The sequence below is a fragment of the Lentzea sp. DG1S-22 genome, assembly GCF_036321065.1.
GTDB classification, from domain to species: Bacteria; Actinomycetota; Actinomycetes; order Mycobacteriales; family Pseudonocardiaceae; genus Lentzea; species Lentzea jiangxiensis.
Window position 1 is genome coordinate 5,207,488 of sequence record NZ_CP143276.1, and the last position, 21,073, is coordinate 5,228,560.

At 69.7% G+C, this 21,073-nt stretch carries 23 protein-coding genes and 1 pseudogene; 13 read left to right on the forward strand and 11 right to left on the reverse strand.

Annotation, left to right across the window (positions count from 1 at the left end):
• The first annotated feature begins 34 nt into the window (after positions 1–34).
• From V1227_RS24010 to V1227_RS24045, 8 genes are all read left to right on the forward strand, one after another.
• A complete protein-coding gene (locus V1227_RS24010; RefSeq protein WP_329787782.1) occupies positions 35–529 on the forward strand; it encodes a lipid droplet-associated protein in 495 nt (164 codons plus the stop codon).
• The gene (xseA, locus tag V1227_RS24015) at positions 526–1,776 is read left to right on the forward strand and encodes an exodeoxyribonuclease VII large subunit (RefSeq protein WP_329787783.1); all 1,251 of its coding nucleotides are present in this window, start codon (positions 526–528) and stop codon (positions 1,774–1,776) included. Before V1227_RS24010 ends, xseA begins: the two co-directional genes overlap by 4 nt.
• Positions 1,766–2,110, forward strand: a complete 345-nt coding sequence (locus tag V1227_RS24020; RefSeq protein ID WP_245733766.1) for a sugar ABC transporter substrate-binding protein — start codon at positions 1,766–1,768, stop codon at positions 2,108–2,110. The genes xseA and V1227_RS24020 overlap by 11 nt, the downstream gene beginning before the upstream one ends.
• Positions 2,107–2,322, forward strand: a complete 216-nt coding sequence (locus V1227_RS24025) for an exodeoxyribonuclease VII small subunit (protein ID WP_090099824.1) — start codon at positions 2,107–2,109, stop codon at positions 2,320–2,322. The genes V1227_RS24020 and V1227_RS24025 overlap by 4 nt, the downstream gene beginning before the upstream one ends.
• A 67-nt stretch (positions 2,323–2,389) precedes the next feature.
• Positions 2,390–3,430 carry a class II fructose-bisphosphatase gene (glpX, locus tag V1227_RS24030; RefSeq protein ID WP_090099826.1) on the forward strand — a complete coding sequence of 347 codons (1,041 nt, stop codon included), beginning with the start codon at positions 2,390–2,392 and terminating at the stop codon, positions 3,428–3,430.
• Positions 3,431–3,560: 130 nt separating this feature from the next.
• Positions 3,561–4,331, forward strand: coding sequence for a S1 family peptidase (locus V1227_RS24035; protein WP_329787785.1), 771 nt, complete (start codon positions 3,561–3,563; stop codon positions 4,329–4,331).
• A 99-nt stretch (positions 4,332–4,430) separates the two neighbouring features.
• Positions 4,431–4,985 (forward strand): L,D-transpeptidase, encoded by a 555-nt coding sequence (locus V1227_RS24040; protein WP_329787786.1) that lies wholly within the window; start codon positions 4,431–4,433, stop codon positions 4,983–4,985.
• Between the two features lie 113 nt (positions 4,986–5,098).
• Positions 5,099–5,509 carry a L,D-transpeptidase gene (locus tag V1227_RS24045; RefSeq protein WP_329787787.1) on the forward strand — a complete coding sequence of 137 codons (411 nt, stop codon included), beginning with the start codon at positions 5,099–5,101 and terminating at the stop codon, positions 5,507–5,509.
• 32 nt (positions 5,510–5,541) lie between these two features.
• Here V1227_RS24045 and V1227_RS24050 read toward each other — a convergent pair whose 3' ends face one another.
• Positions 5,542–6,180 carry a hypothetical protein gene (locus V1227_RS24050; protein ID WP_329787788.1) on the reverse strand — a complete coding sequence of 213 codons (639 nt, stop codon included), beginning with the start codon at positions 6,178–6,180 and terminating at the stop codon, positions 5,542–5,544.
• A 136-nt stretch (positions 6,181–6,316) separates the two neighbouring features.
• Positions 6,317–6,484: pseudogene (locus V1227_RS24055) on the reverse strand (Glu/Leu/Phe/Val dehydrogenase); the annotation flags it as partial.
• Positions 6,485–6,594: 110 nt separating this feature from the next.
• Between V1227_RS24055 and V1227_RS24060 the strand changes: the two are divergent.
• A complete protein-coding gene (locus V1227_RS24060; protein ID WP_329787789.1) occupies positions 6,595–7,056 on the forward strand; it encodes an Lrp/AsnC family transcriptional regulator in 462 nt (153 codons plus the stop codon).
• A gap of 18 nt (positions 7,057–7,074) precedes the next feature.
• On the opposite strand, the gene V1227_RS24065 is transcribed toward V1227_RS24060, so the two are convergent.
• Positions 7,075–8,043, reverse strand: coding sequence for an NAD(P)/FAD-dependent oxidoreductase (locus V1227_RS24065; RefSeq protein WP_329787790.1), 969 nt, complete (start codon positions 8,041–8,043; stop codon positions 7,075–7,077).
• A gap of 63 nt (positions 8,044–8,106) precedes the next feature.
• Here V1227_RS24065 and V1227_RS24070 point away from each other — a divergent pair, with 63 nt between their 5' ends.
• Positions 8,107–9,501, forward strand: a complete 1,395-nt coding sequence (locus V1227_RS24070) for a class II fumarate hydratase (protein WP_329787791.1) — start codon at positions 8,107–8,109, stop codon at positions 9,499–9,501.
• 81 nt (positions 9,502–9,582) lie between these two features.
• Here V1227_RS24070 and trhA read toward each other — a convergent pair whose 3' ends face one another.
• Entirely contained in the window at positions 9,583–10,254 is a 672-nt protein-coding gene (trhA, locus tag V1227_RS24075) for a PAQR family membrane homeostasis protein TrhA (protein ID WP_329787792.1), read from the reverse strand.
• 77 nt (positions 10,255–10,331) lie between these two features.
• Here trhA and V1227_RS24080 point away from each other — a divergent pair, with 77 nt between their 5' ends.
• Positions 10,332–11,114 (forward strand): isoprenyl transferase, encoded by a 783-nt coding sequence (locus V1227_RS24080; protein ID WP_236220371.1) that lies wholly within the window; start codon positions 10,332–10,334, stop codon positions 11,112–11,114.
• A 54-nt stretch (positions 11,115–11,168) separates the two neighbouring features.
• On the opposite strand, the gene V1227_RS24085 is transcribed toward V1227_RS24080, so the two are convergent.
• Positions 11,169–11,444, reverse strand: a complete 276-nt coding sequence (locus V1227_RS24085) for a hypothetical protein (RefSeq protein WP_329787793.1) — start codon at positions 11,442–11,444, stop codon at positions 11,169–11,171.
• Positions 11,445–11,534: 90 nt separating this feature from the next.
• Positions 11,535–11,885 carry a hypothetical protein gene (locus tag V1227_RS24090; protein ID WP_329787794.1) on the reverse strand — a complete coding sequence of 117 codons (351 nt, stop codon included), beginning with the start codon at positions 11,883–11,885 and terminating at the stop codon, positions 11,535–11,537.
• A 226-nt stretch (positions 11,886–12,111) separates the two neighbouring features.
• Between V1227_RS24090 and V1227_RS24095 the strand changes: the two genes are divergently transcribed.
• Together V1227_RS24095 and V1227_RS24100 are read left to right on the forward strand one after the other, a co-directional pair.
• On the forward strand, positions 12,112–13,362 hold the full coding sequence (locus V1227_RS24095; protein WP_329787795.1) for a DUF885 domain-containing protein: 1,251 nt from the start codon (positions 12,112–12,114) through the stop codon (positions 13,360–13,362).
• 387 nt (positions 13,363–13,749) lie between these two features.
• Complete coding sequence (locus tag V1227_RS24100; protein WP_442916546.1) at positions 13,750–15,054, forward strand: PhoH family protein; 1,305 nt, start codon at positions 13,750–13,752, stop codon at positions 15,052–15,054.
• A gap of 60 nt (positions 15,055–15,114) precedes the next feature.
• Here the strand turns inward: V1227_RS24100 and V1227_RS24105 are convergent, their stop codons facing one another.
• The 5 genes from V1227_RS24105 to V1227_RS24125 form a co-directional block, all read right to left on the reverse strand.
• Entirely contained in the window at positions 15,115–15,885 is a 771-nt protein-coding gene (locus tag V1227_RS24105; protein WP_090099850.1) for an ABC transporter permease, read from the reverse strand.
• On the reverse strand, positions 15,882–16,835 hold the full coding sequence (locus tag V1227_RS24110; RefSeq protein ID WP_329787797.1) for an ABC transporter ATP-binding protein: 954 nt from the start codon (positions 16,833–16,835) through the stop codon (positions 15,882–15,884). The genes V1227_RS24105 and V1227_RS24110 overlap by 4 nt, the downstream gene beginning before the upstream one ends.
• 4 nt (positions 16,836–16,839) lie before the next feature.
• Positions 16,840–18,279, reverse strand: coding sequence for a GuaB1 family IMP dehydrogenase-related protein (locus tag V1227_RS24115; RefSeq protein ID WP_329787798.1), 1,440 nt, complete (start codon positions 18,277–18,279; stop codon positions 16,840–16,842).
• Between the two features lie 390 nt (positions 18,280–18,669).
• The gene (locus V1227_RS24120; RefSeq protein ID WP_329787799.1) at positions 18,670–19,455 is read right to left on the reverse strand and encodes a GNAT family N-acetyltransferase; all 786 of its coding nucleotides are present in this window, start codon (positions 19,453–19,455) and stop codon (positions 18,670–18,672) included.
• Between the two features lie 76 nt (positions 19,456–19,531).
• Entirely contained in the window at positions 19,532–21,064 is a 1,533-nt protein-coding gene (locus V1227_RS24125; RefSeq protein WP_329787800.1) for an ATP-dependent DNA ligase, read from the reverse strand.
• Between the last annotated feature and the right edge of the window lie 9 nt (positions 21,065–21,073).

Consider the following 21,073-nt stretch of genomic DNA (forward strand, 5'->3'; position numbering starts at 1 on the left):
GGCATTTCAGACGCGGTTGCGGCAGGCTAGACGCATGAAGCCACTGCCACTGGGTGTCCGCGTCGCCGCCGGCCTCGCCGCGACCGCCCTCGAACAGGCCCGCAAGCTGCCCCAGCAGCTCGCCGGACTCCCGTTGACGGTGGTCAGCGAGGCGATGCAGCTGTCGATGCGCGTGCAGCAGCATGTGACCGAACTCGCCATCAAGGGCGACGACGTCCTCTCCGGACTCAGGCCCGCCGAGGAAGAGCCGGAGTGGGCGACCTTCGACGAGGACGAGACGCCCGTCACGACTTCTCGGGAACCTCTCGCGGACGACCCGTGGGAGGAGGAAGAGCGCGCGATCGCCGAGGTGCCGCAGTTCCTGCCGGCCTACGACGACCTGTCGATCGCCCAGCTGCGCGCCCGCCTGCGCAACCTGGGTGCGGCGCAGCTCGAGGAACTGCTGCGCTACGAGAAGGCGCACGAGTCCCGGCCTGAGTTCATCGGCATGCTCAACCGCCGGATCGCGACGGTCAAAGCGCAATCGTGACCGACGCGAAATCCACGCCGGAGAACCCGTGGCCGGTGCGGACGGTGGCCCGCAAGCTGCTCGACTGGATCAACCGGCTCGGCGACGTCTGGGTCGAGGGACAGGTCACGCAGCTCAACGCGCGCAGCTCCACGGCGTTCCTGACGCTGCGCGACCCGAGCGTGGACATGTCCATGTCGATCACCTGCAACGCCGGGATGATCCGCGAGCTGCAGCTCACGGAGGGCAGCCGCGTGATCGTCCACGGCAAGATCAGCTTCTACCCGAACCGGGGGACGCTGTCGTTGCGGGCGGACGACATCCGCGCGGTCGGCGTCGGCGAGCTGCTGGCGCGCATCGAGCGCCTGCGCAAGCTGCTGCACGCCGAGGGCCTGTTCGACCCGCGCCGCAAGCGCCGGCCGCCGTTCCTGCCGGCCAAGATCGGTCTCATCACCGGGCGGGCGTCCGCGGCCGAGCGGGACGTGCTCACGAACGCGCGGAACCGGTGGCCCGGCGCGCACTTCCGCGTCATCAACGTGGCCGTGCAGGGGCCGACCGCCGTCACGCAGGTGATGACGGCGCTGTCCACTTTGGAACGCGACCCCGAGTGCGACGTGATCATCATCGCCCGCGGCGGCGGCAGCGTGGAGGACCTGCTGCCGTTCTCCGACGAGGCGCTGTGCCGCGCGGTGTCCCAGTGCCGCACGCCGGTGCTGTCGGCGATCGGGCACGAGCCGGACACGCCGCTGCTCGACCACGTGGCCGACGTGCGCTGTTCGACGCCGACCGACGCAGGCAAACGGGTGGTTCCGGATGTCGCCGAAGAGAGTGAACGCGTCCGCCAGATGCGCGATCGCGGCCGGCGCGCGCTGCACGGGTGGGTCGACCGGGAGCGCAGGCTGCTCGACTCGTTGCGCTCGCGACCAGTGCTTTCGGACCCCCACGGCCCGCTGGAGCGCCGCTCCGAGGAGGTGAAGCGCTTTCGCGACCAGGGCCGCCGCGCGGTGACGCAACGGCTCGACCGGGAGGACGTCCACCTCTCGGGGACGAAAGCCCGCTTGACGACCCTCGGACCAGCCGCCACGCTGGCCCGCGGATATGCCGTTGTGCAACTGGTCACACCTGACGGGCCCGACGGCGTGCTGAGGTCTGTGACGGACGCACCGAGCGGAACACAACTGCGGGTGCGCGTCGTTGACGGGGCAGTGCGGGCGGTGGTCTCCAGCTCGGAAGTCGACTCGGAAGGGGGAGGTACCGATGATGCGTGATGCCGTGTTCCTGCCCCTCACCATGGAGGCGGCCGGTTCCTGCGGCTCCGGCCTGCGGACGAAGGCGGAGGCGGCGAACCGCGCCGCGGCGGAGTGCTGGACGGACATGGTGGGCGACTGCGACACCAAGAGCCGCCGCACGCTGATCCTCACGCTGCACGACCTGAGCGAGGCGACGGCCGGCACCGTGCAGTACCGGCGTGTCGCGGAGGCCGAGGCGCTGATCGACGAGGCGGTGCGAGAGGGTGACGGCGAGGAGTTCGCGGAGGCGCTGGTCGGCTACGACCTGGCCGTCGCGACCGTGCTGAGCCGTCTGAGGAGCCAGTCCGCGTGAGTTCGGAGACCCTGGGTTACGAAGCCGCCCGCGACGAGTTGGTCGAGGTGGTCCGCAAGCTGGAGGCCGGTGGCCTGTCGCTGGAGGACTCGCTCGCGCTGTGGGAACGCGGTGAGGCGCTCGCCAAGACGTGTGAGCAGCATCTCGCCGGTGCGCGCGAGCGAATCGATGCAGCTCTCGCCGTGGTCGAGGAGGACGTTTCCGACGCGTGATCCCGTGCAAGGATTCAGCTGCCGATCACAAAATCCGGCACGCTGAGTAGTCGCATGGAGGCGCGCAATGGTGAACACCCCCGCGGAACGACGTCGCGAAGCCCCCGACCGGAACCTGGCCTTGGAGCTCGTGCGCGTCACCGAGGCGGCGGCGATGGCCGCTGGTCGGTGGGTGGGACGAGGCGACAAGAACGGCGGAGACGGCGCCGCGGTCGACGCGATGCGCAAGCTCATCCACACCGTCTCGATGAGGGGCGTCGTGGTGATCGGCGAGGGCGAGAAGGACGAGGCGCCCATGCTGTTCAACGGCGAAGAGGTCGGCAACGGCGAGGGCCCGGAGTGCGACGTCGCGGTCGACCCGATCGACGGCACCACGCTGATGTCCAAGGGCATGCCCAACGCCCTGGCGGTGCTGGCGGTGGCCGAGCGCGGCGCGATGTTCGACCCGTCCGCCGTGTTCTACATGGAGAAGCTCGCGGTGGGCCCGGAGGCGGCCGACGTCATCGACATCACCGCGCCGCTCGCGGAGAACATCCGCCGCGTCGCGAAGGCCAAGCACAGCGACGTCTCGGACGTGAACGTGTGCATCCTCGACCGGCCGCGGCACGAGAAGATCGTGCAGGAGGTCCGCCAGGCCGGCGCGCGCATCCACTTCATCTCCGACGGCGACGTGGCGGGCGCGATCTCCGCGGCACGCCCCACCTCGGGCGTGGACATGCTCGTGGGCATCGGCGGCACGCCCGAGGGCATCATCGCCGCCGCGGCCCTCAAGTGCGTGGGCGGGGCCATCCAGGGCCGGCTGTGGCCGAAGGACGACGAGGAGCGCGAGAAGGCGATCGGCGCGGGCCACGACCTGTCCCGCGTGCTCACCACGAACGACCTCGTGAGCGGTGACAACGTCTTCTTCTGCGCCACCGGCGTGACGGACGGAGACCTCCTGCGCGGCGTGCACTACCGGGCGGGCGGCTGCACGACCCAGTCGATCGTCATGCGCTCCAAGTCCGGCACCGTGCGCATGATCGACGGCTTCCACAGCCTGCACAAGCTGCGGGAATACGCCTCGGTGGACTTCGACCTGCCCGAGGACGTCCAGCAGCCGCTGCCCTGAACGGCTGTGAAAATGTGAACCGTCAACGGACGGTCACCCTCCGAGTGACCCTAGTGACGGCGTGACCTTCGTCCCTAGTTTCCGTTCTGACCCCGGCAACCCTGCGCCGGGTTCAGGAAAGGACTCAACGATGAGGGCACGTTCGTTGTTCTCCGCAGTCGTCGTGGCCGCGGGCGCCCTGCTCGCCTCGGTCACCGCGGCCACCGCGGCTCCGGCTCCCACCGCTGACGGCGAGGTCTCGCCGATGATCGTCGGCGGCACCAACGCCACGCAGGTCTACTCCTGGATGGTCTCCCTGCAGAGCACCTCCGGCAGCCACTTCTGCGGCGGCACGCTGATCAAGGCGAACTGGGTCGTGACGGCGAAGCACTGCGTCCAGGGCTCGACGGCGGCGTCGATCCGCACCCGGATCGGCACGACCAACCGCACCAGCGGCGGCACCACGACCGGCGCGTCGCGGATCATCAACCACCCGTCGGCCGACCTGGCGCTGGTGCAGCTCAACACCTCGGTCAGCCAGGCGCCCGCCCCGGTGGCGGCCTCGTCCGGCGCGGTCGGCACCGCCACCCGCATCATCGGCTGGGGCCAGACCTGCCCGACCCGCGGCTGCGGTAGCGCTCCGATCACGCTGCAGGAGCTCAACACGTCGATCGTGACGGACAGCCGTTGCGCCGGCATCAGCGGTGCTTCGGAGATCTGCACCAACAACACCGGCGGCAACAAGGGCGCCTGCTACGGCGACTCGGGTGGCCCGCAGGTGAAGTCCGTGAACGGCCGCTGGGAGCTCATCGGCGCGACCAGCCGCTCCGGCGGTGGCGCGACCTGCGCGACCGCTCCGTCGATCTACGTGGACGTCCCGTACTTCCGCTCGTGGATCAGCCAGTACGCCGGCACCGTCTGAGTCGGCGAGCACGTTCCGAGGCCCGTCTCCCCGCGTTGCGGGAGGCGGGCCTCCGCCGTGCAACCCCGGTGGCCCTCCCGCCGTCTACCTCGGCAAGGGGTGGGAACGACCAGGGGGTGCGCGGTGCGGATGCTGCTCGTGGCGGTCGCGTTGGTGTCGGTGGCGGGGTGTGCGCAGGGGGCCGTGCACGCGGAAACCTCCACGGCGCCACCATCTTCGTCTTCGGCGGCGTCGTCGTCCGCTCCGCCTTCGACCACCTCGCAGACGCCTCCGCCGCCGCCTCCTCCCCCGCCTGTCGTGAAGCCGACGCCGTGCACCATCAGCGACGGCGCGTGCATCCAGCTCTCCACGAACCGGTCCTGGGTCGTGCGCGGCGACAAGGTCGTCTACGGCCCGGTGCCGATCACGCACGGCCGCAAGGGCCACGAGACGCCGCTCGGCAACTTCCCGGTGCTGCGCAAGGTGAAGGACGACTGGAGCCGGCCGTACAACGCGCCGATGCCGTGGTCGACGTACTTCACCGAGAGCGGCATCGCCTTCCACGAGGGCTCGCTGACCGACCCGTCGCACGGCTGCATCCACCTCGACCCGAAGGCCGCGCAGTACTACTTCACGAACCTCTCGATCGGCGAGACCGTGCAGGTGGTCTCGTGATCATGCGCGCGACCCGCTCGCACACTCCACAAAGGAGCATTCAGGGCACTTCCATAATCAGGTGATTGAGATCACCTCCGAGTGGTTATCCCACTACCGAGGGGTGATGTGAGATGCGAGTCCTGATCGCGACGGTGCTCCTGATCCTCGGTTTCGCCGTTCCCGCGCAAGCCCAGGCGGGATGCACCGTCCACAACGGAGCGTGCCTGGAGAAGTCCAAGAACCAGGCGTGGCTGGTTTTCAACGGCAAGACGAGCTACGGCCCGGTGCCGATCAGCCACGGGAAACCGGGGTACGAGACCCCGGTGGGCACGTTCTCGGTGCTGCGCAAGGTGAAGAACGACTGGAGCGTCCCCTACAACGGCCCCATGCCGAACGCGGTGTACTTCACCGCGGACGGCATCGCGTTCCACCAGGGTGACACGAACGTCCAGTCGCACGGCTGCATCCGGCTGTCCTGGGATGCGTCGCTCGTTTTCTACGACAACCTGATGGTCGGCGAGCAGGTCCAGGTCCTGCCCTGACCCGATGGGCGTGGAGGCCTGGCCGGAGCCGGTCAGGCTTTCACGCCCAGCAGTCGTTCGACGGTCTTCTCGATGCCGTCGACCCGCTTCAGCGCGGTCTCGTGATCGGCCCCGTCGTCCTCCCTGGCGAGCGTGTAGATGACCCCGCCGGCGCTCGCGACGTGGTCCGGCACCCAGACGATGCCGCGCTCGGCGAGCAGGTCCGCCACGCCGTCGTCGGTGAGCTGGTTGTTCGCGGGGCCCACGACGAGCTCCACCCCGAGCCGCCGCACCGTCTCGGGGCTCAGCACCCCGCCCACCGCCGCCGGCACGAGGACGTCGGCCTCGACCTCGTACGCCTCGTCGGGACGAACCCAGCCGTACTCGTCCGTCCGCCTGCTCTCGTCCACGTCCGACACGGTGATGTCCGCGCCCTCGATCCCCCTGGCGATCAGCTCCCCCACCGACCCGAACCCGCTGATCACGACCTTCCTGCCGGCCAGGTCGTCCGTGCCGAAGGTGTGCCGCGAGGCCGCCCGCAGCGCCGCCAGCACTCCCCGCGCCGTGGGCCCGCTCGACGACCCCGTGCCGCCCTGCGCCTCGGGCAGGCAGTAGGCGTAGGGCGTGAGCTCCCGGAACACCGCCATGTCGTCCGGCCCGGTCCCCCACGTCGGGCCCCGCCCGGTAGGCACCGCCGAACTCGTCGATCAGCTCGGCGTGGTCGAGCAGCACCGCACGGCGGAGGTCCGGCGTGAGCTCGCGGCCGGCCACGATGACGCTCTTGGCCCCACCGTGCGGGATCCCCGCCGCCGCGCACTTCAGCGTCATGGCCTTCGACAGCCGCAGCACGTCGGTGACGGCGTCGGTGATGTGCCCGTACGCCTTCATCCGGCACCCGCCGACCGCCGGTCCGGCTTCCGTCGAGTGCACGGCGACCATGGTGGTGAGCCCCGACCGCCTCCCGGTGCGGACGACGAGCCGTTCGTGTTCCCACATCTTGCGTTCCTCCCGAACTTCAGCCACGTACCGACCGCGAAGTTAGGGTGAACGCCGAGGTCGATGGGCTGTCACCGAACGTTGTTCGGCAGAGCGTCTCGGGAGACGTCGTGGATGAACTTGATTCGGCGATCGTGCGGGAACTGCAGCGCGATGCACGGCAGTCGAACCGCGACATCGCCCGCAAGGTCGGCGTCGCGCCCTCGACGTGCCTCGAACGCACCCGCCTGCTGCGCGAACGCGGCGTGATCCGCGGCTACCACGCCGACATCGCCCCGGCCGCGCTGAACCGCGGCGTGCAGGCGCTGGTGTCGGTGCAGGTCCGCCCGCTCAGCCGGGCCGTGATCGACGCCTTCAAGGCGTTCGCGCACGGCCTGCCCGAGGTGACGGCGGTGTTCGTGATGGCCGGCAGCGACGACTTCGTGATCCACGTGGGCGCGCAGGACAACGAGCACCTGCACGCGTTCCTGGTGGACAGGTTGAGCCAGCGCAAGGAGATCGTCGGCTTCCGCACGTCGATCATCTTCCAGCACCTGGCGAAGCACGACCCGGCACCGCTGCCGGGGACCTGACGGCCCCCGGCCCGCGCGTCACGTGCCGTCGCTGGAGTGCCCCGGGAACAGGTGCGCCGAGGGGTTGAGCGCCACCGCGATGTTGTTGACCGCGGTCGCCGCCTCCCCGAACCCGGTGGCGATCAGCTTGACCTTGCCGGGGTACTGCGCGACGTCGCCCGCCGCGTAGATCCGGTCGAGCTTGGTCTTCATGGTGCTGTCGACGAGCACCGCGCGGTGGTCCAGCTCGAGCCCCCACGACTCGATCGGCCCGAGGTCGGCGGTGAAGCCGAGCGCGGCCACGACCGTCTGGGCGGGCAACGTGCGCGCGTCACCGCCCTTGACCTTGACGTCCACTTCGGACAGAGGTTCGCCGCGCAGCGCCAGCACCTCCGCGTCGGTGATGATCTCGACGCCGAGCTCCCGCACCTGCCGCACGGTGGCGGCGTGAGCGCGGAAGCCGGCCCTGCGGTGCACGATCCTGACGCTCGCGGCGATCGGGTGCAGCGCCAGCGCCCAGTCGAAGGCCGAGTCACCGCCGCCCACGATCACCACGTGCTGCCCGGCGTGTTCGGCCAGCACCGGCACGAAGTGCACCATGCCGCGCCCCAGCCAGCCGTCCCCCGCGGGCAGCGGGCGCGGGTTGAACTCGCCCATGCCCGCCGTGATCAGCACAGCCTTGGCGTTGATCGCGGAGCCGTCCGCGAGGCCGATCCGCAGACCGTCCTCAGTGGACTCGCAGGTGCGCGCCTGGCGCCCGAGGAGGTAGGTGGGCTTGAACTGCGCTGCCTGCTCCACCAGTCCGTTGACGAGGTCGCGTCCGCGCACGGCGGGGAACCCGGCCACGTCGAAAATCATCTTCTCCGGATACATCGCCGTCACCTGGCCGCCCGGTTCCGGCAGGGCGTCCACGACCGCGACGTTCATCTCCCGGAAGCCTGCGTAGTAAGCGGCGAACAACCCCGTGGGACCAGCTCCCACGATGAGGAGGTCGACGTCACGCTCCATGAGTGGTGCCCTTCTGCCAGTGGTGGGTGGCAGTGCTGAGATCGACCATAGAGACTCGGAGGTATGTCTGAACAGGAGTACCGCGTCGAGCACGACACGATGGGTGAGGTCCGCGTGCCGGTCGACGCATTGTGGCGCGCCCAAACCCAACGCGCGGTCGAGAACTTCCCGATTTCCGGTCGAGGCCTGGAACGAGCCCAGATCCGAGCACTGGGCCTGCTCAAGGCAGCGGCGGCCCGCGTGAACGCGCGGCTGGGCGTTCTGGACGCGGACCTCGCCTCCGCCATCGCCGCCGCGGCCGACGAGGTCGCCGCCGGCCGGTGGGACGAGCACTTCCCGGTCGACGTCTTCCAGACGGGCTCCGGCACGTCGTCGAACATGAACGCCAACGAGGTCATCGCCACCCTGGCGACCCGCGCCCTCGGCAGCGACGTGCACCCGAACGACCACGTCAACGCCTCGCAGTCGTCCAACGACACGTTCCCCACGACCCTGCGCGTCGCCGCCACCGAGGCCGTGGTGACCGACGTGGTCCCCGCCCTGGAACACCTGCTGGGCGTGCTCGAGTCCCGTGCGGCGGAGTGGGCCGGCCTGGTCAAGTCCGGCCGCACGCACCTCATGGACGCCGTCCCGATCACGCTGGGCCAGGAGGCGGGCGCCTGGGCGTCCCAGGTCCGCTACTCCGTCGAACGCCTGCGGGCGTCGGTCCCGCGCCTGGCGGAGCTCCCGATCGGCGGCACCGCGGTCGGCTCGGGCCTGAACGCCCCGGAGGGCTTCGGCACCGCCGTCGCCGCCGAGCTCGCCACCGCCACCGGCCTGCCCCTGACCGAGGCCCGCGACCACTTCGAGGCCCAGGCGACCCAGGACGGCGTGGTCGAGATCTCGGGCCAGCTCCGCGCCTCGGCCGTGGCGCTGTTCAAGATCGCCAACGACCTCCGCTGGCTGGGCTCCGGCCCCCGCACCGGCCTCGGCGAACTGGCGCTCCCCGACCTCCAGCCGGGCAGCTCGATCATGCCGGGCAAGGTCAACCCGGTGATCTCCGAGGCGACGATGATGGTCGTGGCCCAGGTGATCGGCAACGACGCCACCGTCGCCTTCGCGGGCTCGCAGGGCAACTTCCAGCTGAACGTGATGCTGCCGGTCATCGCCCGCAACGTCCTGGAGTCGTCCCGACTGCTGGCCGCCGTGGCCCGCCTGCTCGCCGACAAGGTCCTCGTGGGCACCGAACCCGCCGCGGACCGGATGCGCGAGTACGCGGAGTCGTCACCGTCGATCGTGACGCCGCTGAACCGCTACATCGGCTACGAGGAGGCGGCGTCGATCGCCAAGCAGTCGCTCAAGGAGCGCAAGACCATCCGCGAGGTGGTGCTGGAGCGCGGGCACGTGCCCTCGAAGCTCACCGAGGAGCAGCTGGACGCGGCTCTGGACGTGCTGCACATGGCGCGCGGAGGCCGCTGAAGCCGCTTCGGTCCAGGGCCGCGGAGCCGACCGCCGCCCTGGACCGGAGCACTCCTCTTCGGCCAGTCGCTGAAAGCCGGTTCAGGAGTACATCGCGAGCCAGATCGCGATGTAGTGGCAGATCGCCGCCACGACGGTCGCGGCGTGGAAGAACTCGTGGTACCCGAACACCTGCGGCCACGGATTGGGCCACCGGGTCGCGTAGAAGACAGCGCCGACGGTGTAGAGCAACCCACCCACCAGCAGCAGGACGAGAGCGGTGACCCCGGCGTAGTGCAGCAGCTCGGGCAGCACGAACACCGCCACCCACCCGAGGGCGATGTAGATCGGCACCCCGAGCCACCGCGGCGCGTGCGGCCAGGCCAGCTTCAGGGTCACGCCGGCCAGCGCCCCGATCCACACCACGGTCAGCACGACGCGCCCCGTGTCCGGGTTCATCGCCAGCAACGCGAACGGGGTGTAGGTGCCGGCGATGAACACGAAGATCATCGAGTGGTCCAGCCGCTTCATCCACGTGCGGACGCGGTCGGACTTCCACGTCACGCGGTGGTACAGCGCCGAGACGCCGAAGAGGCCGAAGACGGTCGCGCCGTAGACGGAGGTGGCGAGGGCGGCTCGCGCGGACACCGTGGACGCAGCCAGGGCGATCAGCGTCGCACCTGTCGCCACGGAGGCCACGAATGACCAGAGGTGCAGCCACCCACGAAGGCGCGGCCGCAGTCCTGGCTGTGGGGGAATGGGCGCTGAGGTCACGAGTTCCTAGGTTACGCCACCGTAGGTTTCCGACCATGGCTCAGTGATGAACCTTGCACGGCGTACGCTGTTCGGACGTGGCACTCCGCACTCGTGTGAAAGACGTCGCTATCCACTTCTACGAGTGGATTCTCCGGCGTGAGCTGAGCGGGACGACGCAGGGGCCCAAGCACGTGGGCGTGGTGTTGGACGGCAACCGCCGCTGGGCCCGGGAGGCCGGGTTCACCGACGTCGCGGACGGCCACAGGGCCGGTGCGCGCAAGATCCTGGAGCTGCTCGACTGGTGCGGTGACGCCCAGGTCGAGGTCGTGACGCTCTGGATGCTGAGCACCGACAACCTGAACCGCGACAACGCCGAACTGGCGCCGTTGCTCGACATCATCGCCGACATCACCGACGAGCTGGCCGGCGACGACAAGCCGTGGCGCGTCCGGCACGTCGGCGCCATCGACATGCTGCCCGCGGAGCACGCCGAGCGGCTCACCAACGCGGCCAGCAAGACGAAGAACCGCACAGGGATCCAGGTCAACGTCGCCGTCGCGTACGGCGGGCGGCAGGAGATCGCGGACGCCGTCCGCAAGCTCCTGCAGGCGCACGCGGAGCGCGGCGGCACCATCGAGGAGCTCGCCGAGGTGCTCGACGTCGACCACATCGCGGAGCACCTCTACACGTCCGGCCAGCCCGATCCGGACCTGATCATCCGCACGTCCGGTGAGCAGCGGCTCTCCGGCTTCATGCTCTGGCAGTCGGCGCACTCGGAGTTCTGGTTCTGCGAGGCGTACTGGCCCGGCTTCCGCCGCACCGACTTCCTGCGGGCCATGCGCGAGTACGCCAAGCGCCACCGCCGTTACGGCAGCTGAGACGCCGAAGGGGCGCCCACCGCGAGGTGGGCGCCCCTGTGCAACGCGAGAACGTCAGCCCTCGACGTTGACGTCGTCACCATCCACGACGCCACCCGCGGCGCAGGTCTCGGTGATGCTCGGCGAGTTGATCGGCACCGCGGCGCCCAGCACGCCGACGTTGTTGCCGCAAGCGCCGACGACGGCGTTGACGTTGTTGCCGTTCAGCACGCTCAGCAGCGAACCGTTGGTCTGGTGGAAGCTGTCAGGCGCCGCGGACGCCATACCGGTGGCGCCGAACATCATGAAACCAGCCGCCGCGACCGCAGCGGCACACGCCTTCTTCAGCATTTTTTCTCCTCGTGGACGGTACTACTGCCAGAACAGTCCGGAGACGCCATGAAATGGCGTCTCCGGATCACTAAACAGCCGAGAGCGAAATCAGCCGTCGACGTTGACGTCGTCGCCGTCCACGATGCCGCCCGCGGCGCAGGTCTCGGTGATGCTCGGCGAGTTGATCGGCACCGCGGCGCCCAGCACGCCGACGTTGTTGCCGCAGACGCCGACGACGGCGTTGACGTTGTTGCCGTTCAGCACGCTGAGCAGCGAGCCGTTGGTCTGATGGAAGCCGTGGTAGTGGTGGTGCTCGTGGTGGCCCTGGCTGTGGCCGTGACCGTGCCCGTGCCCGTGACCGTGACCGTGACCGTTGTCGCCCTCTCCCGCCATGGCCGCAGGGGCGAACGCGAGCGACAGAGCAGCAGCGGCGGCAACCACTGTGAAGGTCTTCTTCACGTCATTCTCCTTCATGTCGGGTCATCCCCGTCATTTCCGGAGTCTTCGGGGATCTCCGGACGGTGGGGTCCTCGCAAAAAATTTACCCGCGAGCATCTGACTTCATGTCTCCATTACTCCTATTGTGTGACCGTAAGATCAACAATGGTCCCCGTTCAGGTGACGTTCGATTTTCGATTCGGTCGCGAGCAAGCCGCTGTGGTAGACGCTCTACGCTCTCCGACTCATGGACGCCAACGCGCTGGTGCGCGGATATCTGGTGCTGGGGCTGCGGCTCGGGCGCCTGGTGTCCGGGTTCGTCGACTCGTTCACCGGCGATCCCGCGCTGAGCCGCTCCGTCGACAACGAGCCGCGCCTGCACCCGAGGGCCCTCGGGGACCACGCGAGGCAGCTGCGCCGGGAGCTCCCCGGCAGCGACCTCGACGACCAGCGCAAGCAGTTCCTCGACGCCCACCTGCTCGCGCTCGAGTGCACCGCGCGCAAGCTCGACGGCGAGCGCATGACGTTCGTCGACGAGGTCGAGCGGTACTTCCAGGTGCGCGTCAAGCCCGGCGACCAGGACGCGTACGCGCTCGCCCACCGCGACCTCGACGCCGTCCTCGAAGGCCCCGGCACGCTCGCCGACCGCCTGACGGCCTTCCGCGCGGCCGACGAGGTGCCCGCGCGGAGGCTCCAGGGCGCCGTGCACGCCCTTTCCAGCGCGCTGAGGGACAGGGTGCGCGAGAGGTACGCCCTGCCCGAGCAGGAGATCGTGGAGTACCGGATCGTCACCAACAAGCCGTGGAGCGGCTTCAACCACTACCTCGGCGACTACCGCAGCAGGGTCTCCGTCAACGCCGACCTGGGCCACCGCATGGCGAACCTGCCCCACCTGGTGGCGCACGAGTCGTACCCGGGCCACCACACCGAGCACTGCCGCAAGGAGGCGGGCCTGGTCGCGAAACGCGGCCACGCCGAGCAGTCGATCTTCCTGATCAACACGCCGCAGTGCCTGATGGCCGAGGGCATGGCCGACCTGGGCCTGCACGCCGTGGTCGGGCCGGGCTGGGGCCCGTGGACGGAGCAGATCTTCCGCGACCTGGGGTTGCGAATGGACGGCGAACTGTCCGAAAAGGTCGAGGCGGCGGCGTCGGGGCTGCTCACGGTGCGGCAGGACGCCGCGCTGCTGCTGCACGACCGGGGCGCGGACCAGGACGACGTGGTCGCGTACCTGCGCAGGTGGCTGCTGGTTCCGGAGCGCCGCGCGCGGCAGATGGTCCGTTTCCTGGCCGACCCGCTGTGGCGCGCGTACACCACGACCTACGTCGAAGGGGTGCGCCTGGTGAGGGCGTGGCTCGACGTCCGCGCGCCGGGGGAATCGCTCGACTCGCGCTACCTGAGGCTCCTCGACGAGCCCCTGGTGCCGAGATCACTCGAGACCCAGGTCCGCGACGGCCTGTCCTGGCTCGCCCGCAACACCCACGAGAACACCACCTGACCAGGCGTGACACGGGTGCGGTCACGTTTCGGGGCGTTGTCCGGAAGATGACAAGTTCGGATTCACCTGTGTGGCTTCGTGCCGATGGGGCACTTCCACAGGTAACTTCGAAACCGGCGGGACGCGACCACTGCGGACCGCGCAGGGAGGCTCTGATCGTGGCAGACGACGTCGCGAGGGGGCCGGCACCCGGCCCTCGTGGTCGACCTGCCTGACGCCCACCGGCGTGAGGCGAGACGACCGATCAGGGTGGTGCCTGGCCCAGCGAGGAGCGGACGCGGGTGCCGCGTTCGTGAGGGAGTTGCCGTGAACGCACGACGTCCCGCGAGCCGTTCCTCAGGCTCATCGCGCAGTTCTTCCTCCCGGCGCAAGTCCGCCGCACCGGCCATCACGACCTATGTGCTGGACACGTCGGTCCTGCTGTCCGATCCTCTCGCCGCCACCCGTTTCGCGGAGCACGAGGTCGTGCTCCCGCTCGTGGTGATCAGCGAGCTGGAGGGCAAGCGCCACCACCCCGAACTGGGCTGGTTCGCGAGGGAGGCCCTGCGCCTGCTCGACGACCTGCGCTTGCGGCATGGTCGCCTCGACTCGCCGATCCCCATCGGGGATCTGGGAGGCACCTTGCACGTCGAGCTCAACCACTCCGACCCGGAGGTGTTGCCATCAGGTTTCCGAACGGACTCCAACGACGCCCGAATCCTCGCGTGCTCCCTCAACCTCGCTGCTGAGGGGCGCAACGTCACCCTGGTGACCAAGGACATGCCGCTGCGGGTCAAGGCCGGATCGGTCGGCCTGCCGGCGGAGGAGTACCGGGCGCACGACGTCACCCTGTCGGGCTGGACGGGAATGTCCGATCCGGACGTTCCCCAGTCCCTCGTGGACGACCTGTTCAAGGAGAACGTCGTCGACCCGACCCGGTACGAGGACCTGGAGCACATCGCCGAACTGCCCTGCCACACCGGACTCAGGTTGCTGGCGGGCACGTCGAGCGCTCTGGGCCGGGTGACCGCGGACAAGCAGATCAGGCTGGTGCGCGGAGATCGGGAGGCGTTCGGACTGCACGGACGGTCCGCTGAGCAGCGGATCGCGCTGGACCTGCTGCTCGACGCCGATGTCGGCATCGTCTCGCTGGGCGGACGTGCGGGCACCGGCAAGTCGGCACTGGCGCTGTGCGCCGGTCTCGAAGCGGTGATGGAACGCAGGCAGCACCGCAAGGTCGTGGTGTTCCGGCCGCTCTACGCGGTCGGTGGCCAGGAGCTCGGGTACCTGCCGGGTTCCGAGAACGAGAAGATGGGACCGTGGGCGCAGGCGGTGTTCGACACCCTCGGCGCGCTGGTGAGCCAGGCGGTGCTGGAGGAGGTGCTGGACCGCGGGATGCTCGAGGTCCTGCCGCTCACCCACATCCGCGGCCGCTCGCTGCACGACTCCTTCGTGATCGTCGACGAGGCGCAGTCGTTGGAGCGCAACGTGTTGCTGACCGTGCTGTCGCGGCTGGGCAGCAACTCGCGGGTGGTGCTGACGCACGACGTGGCGCAGCGCGACAACCTGCGGGTCGGCCGGCACGACGGCGTGGCGGCGGTGATCGAGAAGCTGAAGGGCCACCCGCTCTTCGCCCACATCACCCTGACGCGCTCGGAGCGTTCGCCGATCGCGGCGCTCGTCACGGAGATGCTGGAGGACTACGCCTCCTAGCGTCCTGAACGGAGAACGGCCCCGCGCTTCCGTCGCGCGGGGCCGTTCCTCGTGCATTTCCTAGTCGAGCGCGCGCTTCATGAAGCCCCGCAGGCCGAGTCCGCCGAAGCCCGCGATCGCGATCACGAGCACGGCGAGGACGACGGGCAGCGGGATGTGCGGCACGTCCGGCACCAGTTCCGCGCGCATGCCCTCGCTCACGTACGTCAGCGGGTTGAGCGCGCAGACCACCTTGAACCACAGCAGGTCGTCGCTCAGCGACCGCCACGGGAACTGCGCGGAGCCCGTGAACAGGATCGGCGTGAGGATCACCGCGAACATGACGTTGACGCGCCGCGCGGGCACCGACGTGCCGATCACCAGTCCGACCGAGCCGCCGGCGAGGCAGCCGAGCACGATCACGAGCAGCGCGCCGGGAATCCCGGACCACGCCCAGGAGACGTCGAGCATCACGAACCCGACCGGCACCATCAGCACGGCCGCGAAGAACCCGCGGATCGCGCCGAACACGATCTTCTCGACCGCGACGAGCGGGATGGAGATCGGGGCGAGCAGCCGGTCCTCGATCTCCCGCGTCCACGAGAAGTCGAGCACCAGCGGCAGCGTCGTGTTCTGCAGCGCGCCCAGGAACCCGTTCATCGCGATGATGCCCGGCAGCAGCACCTGCGCGAAGTCGTCCTGGACGTACCCGATGTCCCCCAGCACCTTCGCGAAGATGAAGAGGATGAAGAACGGCTGGATGATCACCTGCGCGAGGAAGCTCGGCAGCTCGCGGCCCGTGACGAAGACGTCCCGCCACAGGATCGCCTGGAAGGTCCTGAGTTGGCTCACCGGAGCTCCCTGCCGGTCAGGTGGATGAAGACGTCCTCCAGGCTGGGCTTGCCGATCGCGACGTCGCTGACCGTGACGTCGAGGTCGCGCAACACGTTCAGCACGGCGGGCAACGTGATCGCGGTGTCGCTGTCGGTGTAGACGCGGAACATGTCGTTCAGCTCCTCCACGCGCTGCACACCATCCAATTCGGACAGCTCCCGGGTGATCTTCGCGCGCTCGTGGCCGTTCGGGCTCACCGTGACGCTGACCGTGTTGCTGCCGGGCAGGTTCTTCGTGAGCTCGCCCGGCGTGTCGAGCGTGAGCAGCTTGCCGTGGTCGACGATGCCGACGCGGTCGCACAGCTTGGTGGCCTCGTCCATGTCGTGCGTGGTGAGCACGACCGTGACACCTTCGGCGTGCAGTGCGGCGACGCGTTCGTGGACGAAGAGCCGGGCCTGCGGGTCGAGCCCGGTGCTCGGCTCGTCGAGGAACAGCACCTTCGGCCGGTGCATGAGCGCGCGGGCGATCATCAGCCGTTGCGCCTGCCCGCCGGACAGCGTGTCGACGAGCGCGTTCCGGTGGTCCTTGAGACCCATCCGCTCGATGATGTCGTCGGCGAGCTTCTGGCGTTCCTTCGGGCCGATGCCGTGGTAGGCCGCGTGGAACAACAGGTTCTGCCGCGCGTTGAGCGACCGGTCGAGGTTGTTGCGCTGCGGCACGACAGCGAGCAGCTGCCGCGCCCGCTTGGAGTCGGTCACCACGTCGACGCCCTCCACGAGCGCCTGCCCCGAGGTGGGGCGGACGCGCGTGGTGAGGACACCGACCGTGGTCGTCTTGCCCGCGCCGTTCGGCCCGAGCAGTCCGAAGACCTCGCCGCGGCGGACGTCGAAGCTCAACCCGTCCACCGCAGGCTTTTGTCCCGTTTTATAGACTTTGCGGAGATCTCTGACCGAGACCGCTTCGTCCACTTTCTCACCATCCCCCTGGCAACGGCCTTCCTTCCGCGAAGCCAGCGGCGGACTGAATGCCGAGCACAGCCTTGTCGTGGAATTCCTCCAGCGAGGTCGCACCGGCATACGTGCAGGCCGAGCGAACGCCGGACGTTATCGCATCGAGCAGGTCCTCCACGCTCGGACGCACCGGGTCCAACCGCATCTTCGACGTGGAGATGCCCTCTTCGAACAGCCCCTTCTTGGCCCGGTCGAACGCGTTGTCACTGCGCGTCCGCGCCGTGACGGCCCGCTTGGACGCCATTCCGAAGGATTCTTTGTAGAGGTTCCCGCGCTCGTCGCGCTGCAGGTCGCCGGGCGACTCGTAGGTACCGGCGAACCAGCTGCCGACCATGACGCTGCCGGCCCCGGCCGCGAGCGCGAGGGCCACGTCGCGGGGGTGCCGGACCCCACCGTCGGCCCACACGTGCTTGCCGAGCCTGCGCGCCTCGGCCGCGCACTCCGCGACAGCGCTGAACTGGGGCCGCCCCACCCCGGTCATCATGCGGGTGGTGCACATGGCGCCCGGCCCGACACCGACCTTGACGATGTCCGCGCCGGCCTCGACCAGGTCCCGAACCCCCTCCGCGGTGACGACGTTGCCCGCCGCGACCGGCACCCCGGGGTTCTCCTCCTTCACGGCCCTGAGCGCCGCGATCATCTTCTCCTGGTGCCCGTGCGCGGTGTCGACGACCAGAACGTCCACCCCGGCCTTGACCAACGCCTCCGCCTTGGCCCGCACGTCCCCGTTGACCCCGACAGCGGCCGCGACCCGCAACTTCCCGTCACCATCGGCAGCCGGCCGGTACACCTCGGCCCGCAACGCGGCGAGCTCCGTCAGCACCCCGCTCAGCCGCTGCTCGGAGTCCACCCCGAGCGCGATCCGGTGCGTGCTGTGGTGAAGCTGGTCGAACACGTCCTGCGGCTTCGTGTCGAGCGGCAACAACAGCACGTCCGTGTTCATCACGTCGCCAATGCGCGCAAACCGGTCAACACCCGTGAGCGCCGCCTCGTCCACAACACCGATGGGCCGCCCACCGTCGTCAACGACGACAACCGCCCCGTGCGCCCGCTTGTGCAACAGGTTGAGCGCATCCGCCACGGCATCACCCGTGGTGAGCGTCAACGGCGTGTCCCAGACAGGATGCCGCTCCTTGACCCAAGCGATGATCTCCGCAACCGCCTCGGTGGGCACGTCCTGCGGGATGACGACGAGCCCGCCACGCCGCGCGATGGTCTCCGCCATCCGCCGCCCGGCCACGGCCGTCATGTTCGCGACGACGATCGGGATCGTGGCCCCGGTGCCGTCCGAAGTGGAGAGGTCGACGCCGAACCGCGACTCCACGGCACTCCGGCCGGGAACGAGGAACACGTCGTCGTAGGTCAGGTCGTAAGAGGGTCGATGCCCTTCGATGAACCGCACGTGCTTCCACGATACCCGCCGCGTCTCAGTTGGGCAGCTCACCAGGGAGTACGCCACACATCTCGCCTCTGGGGCGTCGGTTGCGGGTGGACGTGACTGGCCCGGCGTCGGCTGTTGCGGGCGCCGGCTGGTCGCAGGCTCTCGCTGACCCAGGCTCTGGCTGGCTCCCGGGTTTGGCTGGCTCCCGGGTTCTGGCTGGCCGCGGGCGGGCGAGCGGCCGCGGATGGCTGGCTGCGGGCGGGCTGCCGCAGGTGGCCAGCCGCGCAGATGACCAGCCCTGATCTTGGCTGGCTGCCGGCTTGGCTGGCCTTTGCCGGAATACTCAAGCCAGCGTTTCCGCAGCTCAAAGCCCACCAAGCCTGTGGACAACCCAAGATCTCGGTGGACTGCTCAGCCCGCCGGCTGCCAGATGTAGCCGGTGGTCGTGGTGACCGCGACGAAGCCGAGTCGTTCGAGGATCGGCCGGCTGTCCTCGGTCGCGTCCACCTGCAGGTACCTGATGCCCCGCGAGACCGCCAGGCGGGCTCGGTAGGCGACCAGTGCGCGGTAGATGCCCTTGCCGCGCCACTCGGCGAGGGTGCCGCCGCCCCACAGTCCTGCGAACTCCGTGCCCGGGACGATCTCGATCCGCGACGACGAGACGACCCTGCCGTCGGCCTCCGCCAGGACCGCGATCATGTTCGGGTCGTCGCGCTTCTCGATCAGGCGGTCGACCAGCCAGTCGTGCGGGCGGCCGAAGACCTCGGTGGCGGTGGCGGCCAGGCGGTGGACGTCTTGCTCGTCCTCCACCTCGCGCAGGGTTACGCCGTCGAGGTGGACCGGTGTGGTCATCTGTTCGGCCGGGCCGATCAGCACGGTTTCCCGGCCGTCCGACTCGAAGCCGGCTGCGGTCAGGCGTTCGGGCAGGTCCGCGGGGGTGTCGTGGCTCCAGGTCTTCCACTCGACGGCCTGGTTGCGTGCGGCGAAGTAGTCGCGTTGGCGGGCGATCAGGGCGTCGAGGGCTGGGCCGTCCACGCCCAGGTGTGGTGGGCCGCCCACGAAGCCGCTTCGGCGGGGCCAGCTCACGCGGAACACCGGGCCGTCGCGGTGGACCTCGGCGCCGGGGTCGAGCACCGTCCACTCGGCTGGGCGGGCTTGGGTGTCGAAGGCGCTGAGCAGCGCGGAGGCGTCGGTCACCGGCTGGACGCTATTGCGGGGTGTCGCCGGGACGCACGCGAATTTCGCGCGTCCCGGGTACCTGCGCCGAGCGGCGTCAGGTTTGCGGAGGATTCTGCCGGGCGGTGGGCAGGAGTGCTCTCACCTCCTCGATCGTCGTCGCCTCCGACGGGTCCTTGTCCGGGCGGTAGCGCACCACTCGCGCGAAGCGCAGGGCGACGCCGCCGGGGTAGCGCGGGGAGACCTGCACGCCGTCCAGTTCGATCTCGATCACGAGCTCGGGGCGGACCGTGACCACCCAGTCGTTCTGGTCGGTGGCGATCTCCTGCAGGGCTTTGGTCTGCCACTTGAGCAGCTCGTCGGTGAGGCCCTTGAAGGTCTTGCCGACCATCACGGGTGGGCCGCCGTCCGGGTCGCGGGCGCCCAGGTGCAGGTTCGACAACCAGCCCCGGCGGCGGCCGCTGCCCCACTCGACGCCGAGCACGACCAGGTCGAGGGTGTGGACCGGCTTCACCTTCTGCCAGGCCCTGCCTCGCCTGCCGGCCGCGTAGGGCGAGGCGAGCGACTTCACCATCACACCCTCGTGGCCCGCGGACAGCGCCGCCGTGACGACGCCTTCCGCCTCCTGCGGGGACGGGTCCAGGACGCCGGGGATGACGTGCTCGCCCGCCACCTGCCACAGGGCGGCGAGGCGGTCGCGGAGCGGTTCGTCGAGGAGGTCCTTGCCGTCGAGGTGCAGGCAGTCGAAGAAGTACGGGTGCAGCAGCAGCTCGCGTTCGTCCTGCGCGCCGAAGCGGCTCATCGTCTCCTGGAACGGGCGCGGTCGTCCCTCGTCGGTCAGCGCGAGCGTCTCGCCGTCGAGCACCACCGACGTGCAGGGCAGGCCGCGGACGAGCTCGACGAGTTCGGGCACCGTCTTCGTGATCTCGCGCAGCGTGCGCGTGTAGATGTGGACCTCGTCGCCGGTGCGGTGCACCTGGATGCGCGCGCCGTCCAGCTTGTGCTCCACCACGCAGCTGCCCAGCTCCGCCAGCGCCTCGTCCAGGGACTCGGCGGGTGACGCCAGCATGGGGCGCAGCGGGCGGCCCACCTCCAGCCGGAACGCCTCCAGCGCCGCCGGGCCGCCCTCCAGCGCGGCCACGGCGGTCTCCGGCAGGCGGCCGGACAGCATGAACGCGCGCCGCACCGTCTCGCCCGGCACGTCCGCCGCGGAGGCGATGGCGTCCAGCATCACGCCTTCCAGGGCGCCCTGGCGCAGCTCGCCGGTGAGCAACCTGCGCAAGAAGTCCTGCTCCGCTTCGGTGGAACGCGCGAACAGCGACGTCAGCAGGTCGACGCGGCGTTGCGCCGAGCCCTTGCCGGACGTCCCGGCCACCTCGGCGAGCGCGGCGTCGACCTCGGCGATCGTGAGCTCGGCGCGCTCGGCGGGAGGCACGGACAGGTCGAGGACCGTGCGCCAGCCGGTGCCGATCCTGCCCTGCCGCGGCGTGCCTATGAGGAACGACACCACCGCCACCACCACGTCCGCCGTAGCCGCGCGCAGCAACGCGGACAGCGCCTTGACCTTGGCCAGGCGCGACCGGGTCGCCGCCACCGCGGCTGACGTGTCGACCACTTCGGAGAGGAGCACGGATCCATG